The following is a 13,876-nucleotide window of genomic DNA, read 5'->3' on the forward strand; positions in this document are numbered from 1 at the left end:
CCCTCAGGCCGAACGGGACTCCACGAGCGCGCCGACTCCGTCGAGGATCCGGGCGAGACCGAACTCGAAGGCGTACTCGGGACTGAGGGCTGCCTGGTGAGCCTCACCCGCGGCGGCGCCCACGCGGGCGGCGACGGGATGCCGGTCGGCCTCGAAGACCTCCGCCAGCAGCGGGGCGTGCGCCGCCCACCACTCCTCGTCGGTCATGCCCGTACGGCTCTGCGCCTCGGCCGCCTCGACCAGCAGGCGCGCCGAGCCGACCGCGTGCTGCAGGACGAGGGTCAGCACCGAGTCCATCTCCACGTCGGTCAGGCCGATCCCCTCGACGGCGCGCAGCTCCTCGTCGTACTTCGCCAGCGCGTTCGGCCCGAGGGCGGGGCGGACCGTCGCGACCTGCAGCATCCAGGGGTGCCGACGGTACAGCGCCCAGTTGGCGCGGGCCACCCCCGCCAGCCGCTCCCGCCAGCCGCCGGACGTCTCGATCGGGCCTGACCGCTCGCCGTGGACGGCGTCGACCATCAGGTCGAACAGCTCCGCCTTGCCGGGGACGTACGTGTAGAGCGACATGGCGCCGACGCCCAGCCGTTCGGCGACCCGCCGCATCGACAGCGCGGCCAGGCCCTCCGCGTCGGCGACCTCGATGGCCGCCCGGGTGATCTGCTCGATGGTCAGCCGCGGCTTCGGTCCTCGCCGGGGGCGCGCCTGAACGCCCCAGAGCAGTTCCATGGTCCGCGTGGGGTCGCCGCTGCCGCTGTACTCCGTCGTCACCCCGTAATTGTCTCCAACCCCTCTCGGCGGATCGAACTCCGTATGCCGTACGGTATTGTTCGCTCGACACTCCGTACAACGTACCGAGTTAAGGGGATGGGATGACCATGACCGACCTGGCGGTGGTCGCCGAAGGACTGCGCAAGGGGTACGGCGACACCGCCGCCCTGGACGGCCTCGACCTCGCGGTGCCCGTCGGCACCGTCCGCGGGCTGCTGGGGCCGAACGGGGCGGGCAAGACGACGACCGTACGGATCCTGGCCACCCTGCTGCGGCCGGATGAAGGGCGTGCGACGGTCGCCGGCTTCGACGTCCTCGACCGGCCCGCCGAGGTCCGCGGCCGGATCGGCCTGCTCGGCCAGCGCACGGCGGTGGACGAGATCCTCAGCGGCCGGCAGAACCTGGAGCTGTTCGGGCGCCTCCACCACCTCGGTGCGCGCACCGCGCGGGCCCGCGCCGCCGAGCTCCTCGACCGTTTCGGCCTGGGCGACGCGGGAGGCAAGCCCGTCGGGCGTTACTCCGGCGGCATGCGCCGGCGCCTGGACCTGGCCGCGGCGCTCATCCTCGCACCCGACGTGCTGTTCCTCGACGAACCGACGACCGGGCTGGACCCGCGCGGCCGCCTGGAGATGTGGGACGCCGTCCGCGCGCTCGCCCGAGAGGGCACCACCGTGCTGCTCACCACCCACTACCTGGACGAGGCCGACCACCTCGCCGACACCATCTCCGTGGTCGACCACGGCCGCGTCGTCGCCGAGGGCACGCCCGACGCGCTGAAATCCCGGTCCGGGGACGACCGGATCGACGTGGTCGTCCGTGACCCGGCCACGCTGCCGGCCGCCGCCGAGCTCCTGGGCCGGGTCAGCGGGACCACCGCCGACGTCGACCCGGACCTGCGCCGCGCCGGCGCCCCGGTGCGCGACCGAACCACGGCGCTCACCCAGGTCGTCCAGGCGCTGGCCGACGCGGGCGTCGACGCCGAGGACATCGCGCTGCGGCGCCCGACCCTCGACGAGGTGTTCCTGCACCTGACCGGGCACCGCGCCGATGGCCCCCGTCGGGACGGACAGGAGGTGACGGCATGAGCGGTCACGTGCCCTCGATCCCCCGGACGCCGGCGACCCGGTTGCGCTGGGCCCTCGCCGACGGATGGACGCTGACGCGCCGCGCACTGACGCACTGGGCACGGCAACCCGCCCAGGTCGTCGTCGGCCTGCTCTTCCCGATCATGACCGTCCTGATGTTCCGCTACCTGTTCGGCGGGCAGATGCGGGTCCCCGGAGGCGGCGGATACGCGGAGTTCCTGATGCCGGGGATGTACGCGATGACGATGGCGTTCGGGCTGGAGACGACCTTCGCCGCGGTCAGCGGGGACGCGACCAAGGGCGTCACCGACCGGTTCCGTTCCCTGCCGATGGCCTCCTCCGCGGTCGTCACCGGCCGGGCCGCCGCCGACCTGCTGCACTCCGCGCTCGCCCTCGCCCTGATGCTCGCCTGCGGGCTGGCGGTCGGCTGGCGCTGGCACGACGGCGCGGGACGGGCGCTTCTGGCGGTCGCGCTGTTGCTGTCGCTGCGATTCGCCCTGCTGTGGACCGGGATCTACCTCGGCCTCGTCGCCGCGAACCCGGAGCTGCTCGCGGCCGTTCAGATCCTGGTCTGGCCCGTCGGCTTCCTGTCGAACGTCTTCGCCGCGCCGTCCACCATGCCCGGCTGGCTCGGGACGATCGCCGAGTGGAACCCGCTGTCGGCCACCGTGTCGGCCGCCCGGGAGCTGTTCGGGAATCCCGGCTGGGGCGGCGACTCCTGGGCCGCCCGCCACTCACTGCTGCTCGCCGTGCTGTGGCCGGCGCTGATCACGTTGATCTTCTTCTCCCTGTCCGTACGGCGGTTCCGGCGGCTGAGCCGCTGACCCGCCACCGGCCGGTCCCCGGGCCGGCCGGCCTCCGTACGGCGGACGATCTCGACCTGGAGGAACGGTGACCGACACCGGCTTCATCGACATCATCGGCGCGCGCCAGAACAAAAGAAGGTCGGGCTCGGCCTCGACCGGTTCTTCGATCGTCTCGGCGACCGGATCCGCCACGGCTCGTTTCCTGCGCGAACACGTCGGAGGACGTTGACCGTGCCCGGGCGGGGCGCGGACGCCCCGCCCCGTCACCGTTCCGCCGATCGGCACGCGCCCTCGCGACGTGGAACGGTCATCCATGCCGGATAAGGTCCAGATCATGAGTGAATGGATCGAATTGGAGGGCGCGGTCAACGTCCGGGACCTGGGCGGCCTGCCCACGGCCGACGGCGGGGCGATCCGCCCCGGCGCGCTGCTGCGCTCGGACAACCTGCAGGACCTCACCCCGGCCGACGTCCACCGCCTGACCACGGACCTGGGCCTGCGCAACGTCATCGACCTGCGCAGCGAGGCCGAGGTGAACCTCACGGGCCCCGGCCCGCTGACCGACGTGCCCACGGTCACGATCCACCATCTGTCCCTGTTCACCGAGGGCGGCCGGTACACCGACGTCGAGGCCGACGCGCTCGACACCGACAAGATCCTGCCCTGGCAGAGCCGCCAGGAGGCCGGCCCGGAGAGCGACCGCTCCGTCGGGCACTACCTCGGCTACCTCGCCGACCGCCCCGACTCCGTCGTGGGCGCGCTCCGCGTCATCGCCGGCGGCACGTCGATCGTGCACTGCGCCGCGGGGAAGGACCGCACCGGCGTCGTCGTCGCCTTCGCCCTGCACGTCGCGGGCGTGCCCCGCGAGGAGATCGTCGCCGACTACGCGGCGACCGGCGAGCGCCTGGAGGCCATCCTCGCCCGCCTGCGCTCCAGCCCCGTCTACGCCCAGGACCTCGACTCCCGGCCCGCCGACACGCACATGCCGCACCCGCAGACGATGGAGAAGTTCCTCGCGGTCATCGACGAACGCCACGACGGCCCCCTCGGCTGGCTCGAACGCCACGGCTGGACCGACGAGGACACCGCCGCCCTCCGCGCCACCCTCCGAGACGGAGATTGACACTTTCCGTGACGAGTCATCGCTCTACGTGTTAGGGTCCTGCTCAAGCCACCAGCGCCGAGCATTGGGGAATCATGTCTGTTATGACCTCACTGCCCGAGTGGCTCTACCCCGGGCCGGAGGGCGGCTGGACGTCGGACGATCTGGACGCCCTTCCGCCCGACGCCCCGAAGCATGTCGAGCTGATCGACGGAGCCCTCGTCCTGATGTCACCGCAGACCAAGTTCCACATGCTGGTGGTCAATCTGCTCACCGACGCACGGCACGGCCTCCGTCCGCCCGAGGGCCTCACGGTGGTACGGGAGATGACGGTCAAGCTCGGCCTGCGGCAGCGTCCGGAGCCCGACGTCATGGTGGTGGCGGACCAGCGGCCCGACGACCTCGACCGCACGTACTACCTCCCCGAAGAGGTACGGCTCGTCGTCGAGGTCGTCTCTCCGGACTCCGAGGACCGTGATCGGTTCACCAAGCCGATCAAGTACTCGGAGGCCGGGATCAGGTATCTGTGGCGGGTCGAGCGGGACGGGCACCGGCCGGTCGTCTACACGTACGAGCTGGATCCGTCCATCCGGGCGTATGTGCCGACCGGCGTTCATCACGGCCGGGTGCGCACGAACATCGGGTTCGACGTCGACCTGGATCTCGATCTGGGCCGGTTCCGCAACCGGTGACCGAGTGATCATTGCGGCCGCAAACCGGCCGCATTCCCCCGTACGGTGTCGGCCATGGCTATGCTTCGTTCCCCCGGACCGGCACCGTCCCCCGCCGCTGAGGCGGGAGGCGTCCTCGGCCGCCGGGCGCTGAACCGGGCGCTGCTCGCCCGCCAACTGCTGCTCGCCCGCGAGACCCTGCCGGCGGTCCGGGCGGTCGAGCGTCTGGTCGCGATGCAGGCCCAGGCGCCGCTGGCGCCGTACGTCGGACTGTGGACCCGGCTGGCCGGGTTCCGGACCGACGAGCTCGCCGACCGGATCAACGGCCGCGACCTCGTCCGCAGCACACTGATCCGCGGGACGATCCACCTCGTCAGCCCGGCCGACCTCCTGGAGCTGCGTCCGCTCGTCCAGCCCGTGCTCGACCGCGCCCTCAAGACGGGCTACGGCCGGCACCTGGCCGGGCTGGACATCGAGCAGGTCGCGACTCTCGGCCGGACGCTGGTCGAGGAACGGCCTCGCACGTTCGCCGACCTCGGCGCGGCGCTCGGCGAAGCCCTGCCGGACCGCGACCCCGGCGCGCTCACGGCGGTCGTGCGCACCCGGGTGCCGCTCGTGCAACTGCCGCCCCGGGGCGTCTGGGGCCGGGGCGGGCAGGCCGTGCACACGTCGGCCGAGGCCTGGCTGGGCCGGTCCCTGTCGCCGGACCCCTCGCCGGAGGACCTGGTGCTCCGTTACCTGGCCGCGTACGGGCCGGCCTCCGTCAAGGACCTGCAGACCTGGTCCGGTCTGACCCGGCAACGCCAGGTGATCGACCGGCTCCGGCCGCATCTGCTGTCCTTCCGCGACGAGAACGGCACCGAACTGCTCGACCTGCCCGACGCGCCGCGCCCCGACCCGGAGACGCCCGCTCCACCCCGTTTCCTTCCCGAGTACGACAACCTGCTCCGGTCGCACGCGGACCGTACGCGCGTCCTCTCCGATGACCACCGCGGCCGGCTCGCCACTCCGAACGACTCCCCGCGGCCGACGTACCTCATCGACGGTTTCGTCCACGGCACCTGGCGGATCACCCGCGAGCGCGACCGCGCCGTCCTCACCGTCGAACCGTACGCGCCGCTGTCCGCCCGGGACCGTACGGCGCTGCTCGAGGAGGGCGCCCGGCTCCTGGCCTTCGCCGCCGACGGAGCCGACCACGACATCCGGATCGGCGACTCGTCGGACTGACGGTACGTAGCAGCGAACTTGTTCTGGCCATCAAAGGCGAAAAATCGGTAGTACTCGTACGCAGCTACGAACTATATTCTGCCACCATGGATGAGGTGGCAGAGGTGGTCGCTCGGGCGGTGAACGGCCTGGCGCAACGGATGCGGGCCGAGCGGCCGCGCGACGGGCTGAGCCTGTCGATGGTCAGCGTGCTGTCCTACCTGGACCGAGCGGGGGCCCTGACGCCCGGGACGCTGGCCGAGTTGCAGAAGGTCGAGCCGCAGACGATGACGCGGACACTGTCCCGGTTGGAGGAGGAGGGCCTGATCGACCGGGTCCCCGATCAGGGCGACCGCAGACGGCTGCGGATCAGGCTGACCGAGTCGGGCCGGCGGCGTCTGGACGACCATCTGCGGGCGAGGACCGACTGGCTGGCCCGCCGGATGGAGGAGCGGCTGACCCCGGCCGAGCGGGAGTTGCTGCGGCTGGCCGGCGAGCTGATGGAGTCCCTCGTCTCGTGGGACGACGACCAGGCGGTCGCCCCGTGAGGCCGCCGGCGGCACTGCGGGACTCGCCGCGCTACCGCGTGCTGAAGGCGCTGGCCGTCGGCTCGCCCGGCCTGCTGACCGGCGCGGTCGTCTTCATGCTCGCCGAGGGACTCATCCCCAACCTCGTCCTGATCGCCATGGGGCGGACCGTCGGCGCGGTTCCGGCGGCCGTACGGTCCGGGCTGGGCGGACACGACGGGGAGGTGCTGCTGACCCGGCTGACCGTGGCCGGCCTGCTGTACGCGCTGTCGCTGCTGCGCGGCCCCGCCGAGGACGTCCTGACCGCGATGGTGCAGGCGAGGATGAGCGCCATGCAGCAGGCACGGCTGATCGAGGCGGTCTGCGCGCCCGCCGGGATCACGCACCTGGAGGACCCGGCCGTGCTGGACCGGCTGGCGTCCGCGCGCGGCGAGCTGTCCGCCTACCAGCCCGCCGGGGCGGCGATGACGCTGATCGGGCAGCTCGGCGACCGGCTCTCGGGCGTGGTCGCCTGTGCCGTCCTGGCCGGCTTCCGGTGGTGGCTGGGGCTGGGTCTGTTCGTCATGTGGCTGCTGGTCCGGCGGCCGCTGCGGGCGCTGGTCCGAGCGCGGATCGCGACGTTCCGCAAGGCCACCGAACCGCTGCGGCGCAGCTGGTACTACATTCACCTGGCCTTCCGCCCGGCCGCCGCCAAGGAGGTCCGGGTGTTCGGCCTCGGCCGCTGGCTCGTCGGCAACTACCGGGAGCACAACGCCGAGGCGATGCGGCCCGCCGGCGCGGAGATACGGCGGCTGAACGGCCGGATCGCCATGTCCACCGTGCTGATCCTGGCCGGGTACGGAACCGCCGCCGTCACCCTGGGCACGGCCGCGTACCACCACACGCTGCCGCTGGGCACGCTCGTCACGATGCTCACCATGCTGCCCGCCACGATGCAGGTCGGCGGGCTGACGGCGGCCGACATCGCGCTGGAGACCATGCTGTCGTCCGTCCCCGACCTGGACGCGCTGACCACCGACCTGCGGCCCGCCCCGGTGCCCGCGGGCGGCGGGCGGGCCGTGGCCGGGCGACCGCACCGGGAGATCCGGTTCGAAGGTGTCTCGTTCCGCTATCCCGGCACCGACCGCGATGTGCTGCGGGATCTGGACCTGGTGCTGGAGGCCGGCCGGTCCACGGCCGTCGTCGGCGTCAACGGGGCCGGCAAGAGCACGCTCATCTCGCTGCTGGCGGCCCTGCGCACGCCGACCGCGGGCCGCCTGCTCGTGGACGGCGTCCCCCTGGAGGAGTTCCCGGTACGGGACTGGCAACGGCACGTCGCCGCGGTCTTCCAGGACTTCACCCGCCTGCCGCTCACGGCCCGCGAGAACGTCACGATGGGCCTGGCCGGCGAGCCCGCCGACCCGGAGGTCCTGGCGGCGGTGGCGCGCCGGGCCGGTGCCGCCGAACCGATCGCGGACCTCCCACACGGGTGGGACACCATCCTGTCCGCGCAGTACGACGGCGGCCGGGACCTGTCCGGCGGGCAGTGGCAGCGGATCGCCCTCGCGCGGGCGTTGTACGCCGTCGAGCGAGGCGCGGGCGTCCTCGTCCTCGACGAACCGACCGCCCAGCTCGACGTGCGCGCCGAGGCCCGCTTCTACGGCCGCTTCCTGACCATCACCGAGGGCGTCACCAGCCTGATCATCTCGCACCGCTTCTCGACGGTCCGCCGGGCGGACCGGATCGCCGTCCTCGACGGCGGCCGCATCACCGAGTCCGGCAGCCACGACCAGCTGCTGCGGGCCGGGGGCACGTACGCCGAGATGTTCCGGCTCCAGGCCGCCCGTTTCGCACCGAGCCGGGAGGCACGCCGGTGAAAGGCACTCCCGCCCTCACGACCCTGATCGGCACCGCCTGGCGGGCGGCGCCCATGACGCTGCTGTGGGCGTTCGCGGCGGCCACCGTCGGGGCCGTCGCCTCGGCGACCTTCCCCCTCGGCTTTCACTACATGGTCGACGGGGCGCTCGCGCACCGCTCCGATGAGATCACCTTCGGCGTGGCCGTCGTGGCGATCCTCTTCACCGCGGCGACGACGCTCACCACGCTGTCGGTCACCGGAAACTGGACGCTCACCGACCGCCTCAACCTGTTCGTCTCCGAGCGCGTCGCGCTGCTGCTGAGCACCGCGCCCCGGCTGGAGCACTTCGAACGCCAGGAGTTGCTGTCGGAGGTCGACCAGCTTCGCGACGACCGCCGGAGCCTGGCGACCGCGCCCCGGCAGCTGCTCCGGGCGTGGCAGGTGGTCATCCGGGGTGGCGTGATCATGCTGCTGCTGGCGACCGTGTATCCCCCGGTCATGCTCGTGCCGCTGTTCGGGCTGATCCCGGCGCTGGCCGACCGGCGGGCCGGGCGCGTCCAGGCCCGCACCGGCGACGAGCTCGCCCCGGTCCGGCGGCTGATCGGCGACCTGTTCACCCTCGCCACCACGGCCGAGACCGCCAAGGAACTGCGCACGTACGGCGTCACCGACGCGCTGGCGGCCCGCCACGCAGCGCTCACCGAGGACGCCCGCCGGCGCGACGTCCGGGGCGCGATCCGCGGCGCGGCGTGGGAGGCGCTGGGCTGGACCGGATACGCCGTCGCCTTCGTCGGCGTCATCATCGTGCTGGTCCTGCGGGCCGCGCACGGGCACACCTCCCCCGGGCAGGTCGTCATGGCCGTGAGCCTGATGCGACGCGCCCAGCGCCAGGTCGCCGGCGCCTCCGACACCGCCGGGTCCCTCGCCACGGCCGTCCGCACCGCCCGGCGGCTCGCCTGGCTCGAGGACTACGTCGAAAAGGAGACCCGGACGCCCGGCGAGGCTCCGGTGCCCGACCGTCTCCGTACGGGCCTCCGCCTGGAGGGCGTGGGCTTCCGCTACCCGGGAGCGGCCGAGGACGTCCTCCACGATCTCACCGTGGACCTGCCCGCCGGGGCGACCGTCGCGATCGTCGGGGAGAACGGCGCGGGCAAGACGACGCTGGTCAAGCTGCTGACCGGGATGTACCGGCCGACCACCGGGCGGATCCTGGTCGACGGCGCCGACCTGGCCGGCCTCTCCCCCGACCGGTGGCGCACCCGGACCACGGCGGCGTTCCAGGACTTCGTTCGCCCCAACCTCATCGCCCGTGAGGCCGTCGGCATCGGCGACCTGCCCCGGATCGAGGACGAGGCCGCGGTACGCGCCGCGCTGGCCACCGCAGGCGCCGAGGACCTGCCCGCCCGGCTGCCCGAGGGGCTCGCCACACCCCTCGGCCGCTGGTTCACCGGCGGCGAGGAGCTCTCCGGCGGGCAGTGGCAGCGGATCGCGCTCGCCCGCGGCCTGATGCGGACCGACCCCCTGCTGACCGTTCTGGACGAGCCGACCGCGAGCCTGGATCCCGCCGCCGAGGCCGAGCTGTTCACCCGGTTCTCCGCGCTGTCCCGGTCCGGACGCCGGGCCGGCGGCGTCACCCTGCTCATCTCGCACCGGTTCTCCACCGCGCGCACCGCCGACCTGATCATCGTGCTGGACGGCGGCCGGATCACCGAGGTGGGCGACCACGAGACGCTGCTCGCCCGCGGCGGCGGCTACGCCGAGCTGTTCACCCTGCAGGCCAAGGCGTACGAGACCGGCTGAGCGGCCCGGACGCCGAGCGGCCTCGGCCCCTTGGGAAACGCTCGGGCGGCCGGGAGATGCCGACCGCCGGGCGGCGCCGGAGGGGCCGGGCGACGCCGGCCCGACCTCGGACGGCCTTAGACGGCCTTAGACGGGCTCAGACGCCGAGGAGCGACCGGACCGCGTCCTGCGCCGCCTCGCGCATCCGGGCGTGGAACTCGGCGTTGGCCACGCGGTCGGTCCGTGCCTCCACGATCCGCAGGCCCTCCTTGGCCACGACCTTGGACAGGTCGTTCAGCGACTCGAGCCGGGCGTACGGGATGCCGTGCGCCGCCGCGATCGAGGCGATGTCCACCTGGTGCGGCGTGGCGAACACCCGCTCGAACGGCTCGGGGAACGACGCCTGCGGCAGCAGCGAGAAGATCCCGCCCCCGACGTTGTTGATCACGATGATGGCCAGGTCGGGCCGCTGGTCCTGCGGACCGATGACCAGGCCGTTCTGGTCGTGCAGGAAGGCCAGGTCGCCCAGCAGGGCGTAGGCGCGGTTGCCGTGCGCCAGCGCGGCGCCCATCGCCGTGGAGACGAGGCCGTCGATGCCGCTGGCCCCGCGGTTGGCGAGGATGCGGATGCCCCGGCGCGGGTGCATCGTCTGGTCCAGGTCGCGGATCGGCATGCTCGCCGCCGCCAGCAGCAGCGAGCCGCCGGGGATCGCCGCGACGAGGTCCCGGGCGAGCCTCGGCTCGGTCAGCTCGTCGGTGGAGTCCAGGACCGAGTCGACCGCGTTGCGCGCGATCAGGTCGGCGGTCCGCCAGGACTTCAGCCACGAGTCGTCGCCCGACACGACCGGGATCTCCGCCTCCTGCGCCACCTGTGTGGCCGACCGGACCGGGTCCGGCCAGCGCGCCAGCGACGGGGAGACGACGACGTGCTGCTCGGCGCGGCGCAGGAAGGACAGCAGCGGACGCGACAGCCCTGGTTTGCCCAGCGTGACGACGACGTCCGGGTGGTGCCGGTCGACGAACTCGGGCACGCCGAGCAGGAAGTGGTGCGCCGACAGGGCGTGGTCGCCGTAGCGGGCGTTGCCGTTCGGCTCGGCCAGCACGGGCCAGCCCGCCATCGACGCCGCCGCGACATAGCGCTTGACGTTGACGGCGCCGTCGCCGACGACCAGGACGCCGCGACGGGTCGGGGGCACGTGCAGCACCGAGCCGGGCGTCGCCGCGCGCACCTTGGTCCAGGCGCCGGTGACGTCGCCGTCCAGCGGCTCGCACCAGTCCTCGTCCCCGTCGGGGATCAGCGGCTCGCGGAACGCGAGGTTCAGGTGGACCGGGCCGGGGTCGGGCTGCTGCGCCGCGTGCCAGGCGCGGCTGGCCAGCGACCGCCAGTACGCCACCATGCCCGGACGCTCCTCCGGTGTACCGACCTCACAGCTCCAGCGCACCGCCGTGCCGTACAGCTTGACCTGGTCGACCGTCTGGTTCGCGCCGGTGTAGCGCAGCTCCGGCGGCCGGTCGGCGGTCAGGATCAGCAGCGGCACCCCGGCCTCGTGCGCCTCGACGACGGCCGGGTGGAAGTTGGCGGCCGCCGTCCCCGACGTGCAGATCACCGCGACCGGGCGGCCGCTGCGCTTGGCGATGCCGAGCGCCAGGAACGACGCGGACCGCTCGTCGATCCGCACGTGCAGCCGGATCTTCGACTGCTGGTACAGCGCCAGGGCCAGCGGCGCGGACCGGGAACCCGGCGCCAGGACTGCGTCGGTCATCCCGCAGCGCATCAGCTCGTCGACCAGCACGGTCGCCAGCGCGGTCGCCGGGTTCATCGAGCCGCCTCTGCGTCCGTCACCAGTGGCGCTCCGCCCAGCTCCCGTTGCGCGTCACCCGCGCGCCGTCGCCAGGCCGCGCCGTCCACCTCGTATCGCCGCAAGGCGTCCTCGTCCACCTCGGGACGGCGCACGTCGATCGCGCCGTCGGTCACCGTGAGCGGGTCGGACACGACGTCGCCCTCCAGCAGCGACAGGGTGCCGAGCCCGCAGGCGTAGGGCAGGTCGGGCAGCGCGGCGGCCAGTGCCGCGCCCGCGGCCAGCCCGACCGAGGTCTCCACCGCGCTGGAGACGACCACCGGCAGCCCGCACGCCTCGGCGACGCGCAGCGCGGCGCGTACCCCGCCCAGGGGCTGCACCTTGAGCACGACGACGTCGGCGGCCTCGGCCGCGCGGACCCGCAGCGGGTCCTCGGCACGGCGGATCGACTCGTCCGCGGCGATCGGCGTCTCGACGCGGCGGCGTACGGCGGCGAGCTCGTCCAGCGTCGCGCAGGGCTGCTCGGCGTACTCCAGCTCGCCGAGGAGCCGCAGCATGCGGACGGCGGTGTCGGGGTCCCAGGCGCCGTTCGCGTCCACCCGGACCTTCCCGCCGGGGCCGAGCGCGTCGCGGACCGCCTCGACGCGCGCGAGGTCGTCGGCCTCCGGCTGCCCGGGTTCGGCGACCTTCACCTTGGCCGTACGGCAGCCGGACGCGGCGGCGATCCGGTGGGCGGTCTCGGCGTCGACCGCCGGGACCGTGACGTTGACCGGGATCCGGGACCTCAGCGGCGCGGGCCATCCGTCATGCGCAGCCTCCCGGGCCGCGGCGAGCCAGCGGGCGCACTCCTTCGGGCCGTACTCCGGGAAAGGGGAGAACTCCCCCCATCCGGCAGGGCCCCGCACCAGCATCCCCTCTCGCCGTGTCACCCCGCGAAACCGCGTGCGCATCGGGATGGCGAACACGCGCAATGGCCTGACCCCCCTGTCCGGAGACGCTGCTTCCCGCATTACCTTAGGGCCGCGTGTCCCCCGCTCGTGCACGGGCCGGTCGGTACCGGGGCCGACGATCTCGGAGGTCCGGGCGGCTCCGGCGCCCCGCGTGCGGGCCGCGGGGCGACGCCGGGGGCGGAGCCGGGAGGTCAGTAGTACCAGGGGAAGCGGGACCAGTCGGGCGCGCGCTTCTCGAGGAAGGAGTCGCGACCCTCGGCGGCCTCGTCGGTCATGTACGCCAGGCGGGTCGCCTCGCCGGCGAAGACCTGCTGGCCGACCAGACCGTCGTCGATGAGGTTGAAGGAGTACTTCAGCATCCGCTGGGCGGTCGGGCTCTTGCCGTTGATCTTCCGCGCCCACTCCAGCGCGGTCCGCTCGAGTTCGGCGTGCGGCACGACGGCGTTGACCATGCCCATGCGGTGCGCCGCCTCGGCGTCGTAGGTGTCGCCCAGGAAGAAGATCTCCCGGGCGAACTTCTGCCCCACCTGCCGGGCCAGGTACGCCGAGCCGAAGCCGCCGTCGAAGCTGGCGACGTCCGCGTCGGTCTGCTTGAACCGCGCGTGCTCGCGGCTGGCCAGGGTCAGGTCCGCGACGACGTGCAGGCTGTGTCCGCCGCCGGCCGCCCAGCCGGGGACGACGCAGATGACGACCTTGGGCATGAAGCGGATCAGCCGCTGCACCTCCAGGATGTGCAGCCGGCCCGCGCGTGCGGGGTCGATGGTGTCGGCCGTCTCGCCCTCGGCGTAGCGGTAGCCGTCTCGGCCGCGGATCCGCTGGTCGCCGCCCGAGCAGAACGCCCACCCCCCGTCCTTCGGGGACGGGCCGTTGCCGGTGAGCAGCACGCACCCGACGTCGCTGGACATCCGGGCGTGGTCGAGCGCGCGGTAGAGCTCGTCGACGGTGTTCGGCCGGAACGCGTTGCGGACCTCGGGCCGGTCGAACGCGATGCGCACCGTGCCCTGGTCCACCGCCCGGTGGTACGTGATGTCGGTGAAGTCGAAGCCCTCGACCGCCTTCCACGCGTCCGGGTCGAACAGCTCGGAGACCATGCGGTGTTCCTTTCCAGCCCGCCGGCGGCCCGCTGCCTGTCGGCGCCCGCTCTATTCAAGCGCGTCGGCGGTCCGGCTCCGTAGCCGGTGTCCAAGGGGTATCGGCACGGCACCCGCCTTTACATAGTAATTTGACGAATCAATCAAATCTCGTCACTGCACTAGACGAGTAGTTCCGAAGTCGTGCCGGTGTGCGGGCATGAAGAGAGGGCGTTCAAGATCATGTTGTGACGCAAGACCTGAACACCCTCCTGAC

The 13,876-nt window shown here is 73.0% G+C and carries 13 protein-coding genes; 9 read left to right on the top strand and 4 right to left on the bottom strand.

Features of this window, described 5'->3' with window-relative positions:
- Window positions 1-3: 3 nt before the first annotated feature.
- Window positions 4-768, bottom strand: coding sequence for a TetR/AcrR family transcriptional regulator (locus tag AB0K82_RS32475; RefSeq protein ID WP_364404394.1), 765 nt, complete (start codon window positions 766-768; stop codon window positions 4-6).
- A gap of 101 nt (window positions 769-869) precedes the next feature.
- On the opposite strand from AB0K82_RS32475, the gene AB0K82_RS32480 reads away from it, so the two are divergent.
- From AB0K82_RS32480 to AB0K82_RS32520, 9 genes are all read left to right on the top strand, one after another.
- Window positions 870-1,853, top strand: coding sequence for an ATP-binding cassette domain-containing protein (locus tag AB0K82_RS32480; protein WP_364404396.1), 984 nt, complete (start codon window positions 870-872; stop codon window positions 1,851-1,853).
- Window positions 1,850-2,677 (top strand): ABC transporter permease, encoded by an 828-nt coding sequence (locus tag AB0K82_RS32485; RefSeq protein WP_364404398.1) that lies wholly within the window; start codon window positions 1,850-1,852, stop codon window positions 2,675-2,677. Before AB0K82_RS32480 ends, AB0K82_RS32485 begins: the two co-directional genes overlap by 4 nt.
- A 67-nt stretch (window positions 2,678-2,744) precedes the next feature.
- Complete coding sequence (locus tag AB0K82_RS32490; protein ID WP_364404400.1) at window positions 2,745-2,888, top strand: hypothetical protein; 144 nt, start codon at window positions 2,745-2,747, stop codon at window positions 2,886-2,888.
- A 105-nt stretch (window positions 2,889-2,993) separates the two neighbouring features.
- Window positions 2,994-3,782, top strand: coding sequence for a tyrosine-protein phosphatase (locus AB0K82_RS32495; RefSeq protein ID WP_364404402.1), 789 nt, complete (start codon window positions 2,994-2,996; stop codon window positions 3,780-3,782).
- 83 nt (window positions 3,783-3,865) lie between these two features.
- A complete protein-coding gene (locus tag AB0K82_RS32500; RefSeq protein WP_364404403.1) occupies window positions 3,866-4,453 on the top strand; it encodes a Uma2 family endonuclease in 588 nt (195 codons plus the stop codon).
- A gap of 54 nt (window positions 4,454-4,507) precedes the next feature.
- Window positions 4,508-5,659: a winged helix DNA-binding domain-containing protein gene (locus AB0K82_RS32505; RefSeq protein WP_364404405.1), complete on the top strand. Its 1,152-nt coding sequence runs from the start codon at window positions 4,508-4,510 to the stop codon at window positions 5,657-5,659.
- An 86-nt stretch (window positions 5,660-5,745) separates the two neighbouring features.
- Window positions 5,746-6,186, top strand: a complete 441-nt coding sequence (locus AB0K82_RS32510) for a MarR family transcriptional regulator (RefSeq protein ID WP_364404407.1) — start codon at window positions 5,746-5,748, stop codon at window positions 6,184-6,186.
- Window positions 6,183-8,021 carry an ABC transporter ATP-binding protein gene (locus AB0K82_RS32515; RefSeq protein WP_364404409.1) on the top strand — a complete coding sequence of 613 codons (1,839 nt, stop codon included), beginning with the start codon at window positions 6,183-6,185 and terminating at the stop codon, window positions 8,019-8,021. The genes AB0K82_RS32510 and AB0K82_RS32515 overlap by 4 nt, the downstream gene beginning before the upstream one ends.
- Complete coding sequence (locus AB0K82_RS32520) at window positions 8,018-9,802, top strand: ABC transporter ATP-binding protein (protein WP_364404411.1); 1,785 nt, start codon at window positions 8,018-8,020, stop codon at window positions 9,800-9,802. Before AB0K82_RS32515 ends, AB0K82_RS32520 begins: the two co-directional genes overlap by 4 nt.
- 136 nt (window positions 9,803-9,938) lie before the next feature.
- Here AB0K82_RS32520 and menD read toward each other — a convergent pair whose 3' ends face one another.
- The 3 genes from menD to AB0K82_RS32535 all read right to left on the bottom strand — a co-directional run bounded on the left by menD (window position 9,939) and on the right by AB0K82_RS32535 (window position 13,620).
- Window positions 9,939-11,600, bottom strand: a complete 1,662-nt coding sequence (gene menD / locus AB0K82_RS32525; protein WP_364404413.1) for a 2-succinyl-5-enolpyruvyl-6-hydroxy-3-cyclohexene-1-carboxylic-acid synthase — start codon at window positions 11,598-11,600, stop codon at window positions 9,939-9,941.
- A complete protein-coding gene (locus tag AB0K82_RS32530) occupies window positions 11,597-12,589 on the bottom strand; it encodes an o-succinylbenzoate synthase (RefSeq protein WP_364404415.1) in 993 nt (330 codons plus the stop codon). The genes menD and AB0K82_RS32530 overlap by 4 nt, the downstream gene beginning before the upstream one ends.
- 131 nt (window positions 12,590-12,720) lie before the next feature.
- Entirely contained in the window at window positions 12,721-13,620 is a 900-nt protein-coding gene (locus AB0K82_RS32535) for a 1,4-dihydroxy-2-naphthoyl-CoA synthase (protein WP_252781354.1), read from the bottom strand.
- Window positions 13,621-13,876 lie beyond the last annotated feature (256 nt).

It is taken from the genome of Actinoallomurus sp. NPDC052274, assembly GCF_040679475.1.
Taxonomy (GTDB): Bacteria; Actinomycetota; Actinomycetes; order Streptosporangiales; family Streptosporangiaceae; genus Actinoallomurus; species Actinoallomurus liliacearum.

Coding starts and splice junctions, on each gene's coding strand:
- AB0K82_RS32485 (WP_364404398.1), top strand. CDS start 1,850: ATGAGCGGTCACGTGCCCTCGATCCCCCGGACGCCGGCGACCCGGTTG.
- AB0K82_RS32495 (WP_364404402.1), top strand. CDS start 2,994: ATGAGTGAATGGATCGAATTGGAGGGCGCGGTCAACGTCCGGGACCTG.
- AB0K82_RS32500 (WP_364404403.1), top strand. CDS start 3,866: ATGACCTCACTGCCCGAGTGGCTCTACCCCGGGCCGGAGGGCGGCTGG.
- AB0K82_RS32530 (WP_364404415.1), bottom strand. CDS start 12,589: ATGCGGGAAGCAGCGTCTCCGGACAGGGGGGTCAGGCCATTGCGCGTG.
- AB0K82_RS32505 (WP_364404405.1), top strand. CDS start 4,508: ATGGCTATGCTTCGTTCCCCCGGACCGGCACCGTCCCCCGCCGCTGAG.
- menD (WP_364404413.1), bottom strand. CDS start 11,600: ATGAACCCGGCGACCGCGCTGGCGACCGTGCTGGTCGACGAGCTGATG.
- AB0K82_RS32510 (WP_364404407.1), top strand. CDS start 5,746: ATGGATGAGGTGGCAGAGGTGGTCGCTCGGGCGGTGAACGGCCTGGCG.
- AB0K82_RS32535 (WP_252781354.1), bottom strand. CDS start 13,620: ATGGTCTCCGAGCTGTTCGACCCGGACGCGTGGAAGGCGGTCGAGGGC.
- AB0K82_RS32480 (WP_364404396.1), top strand. CDS start 870: ATGACCATGACCGACCTGGCGGTGGTCGCCGAAGGACTGCGCAAGGGG.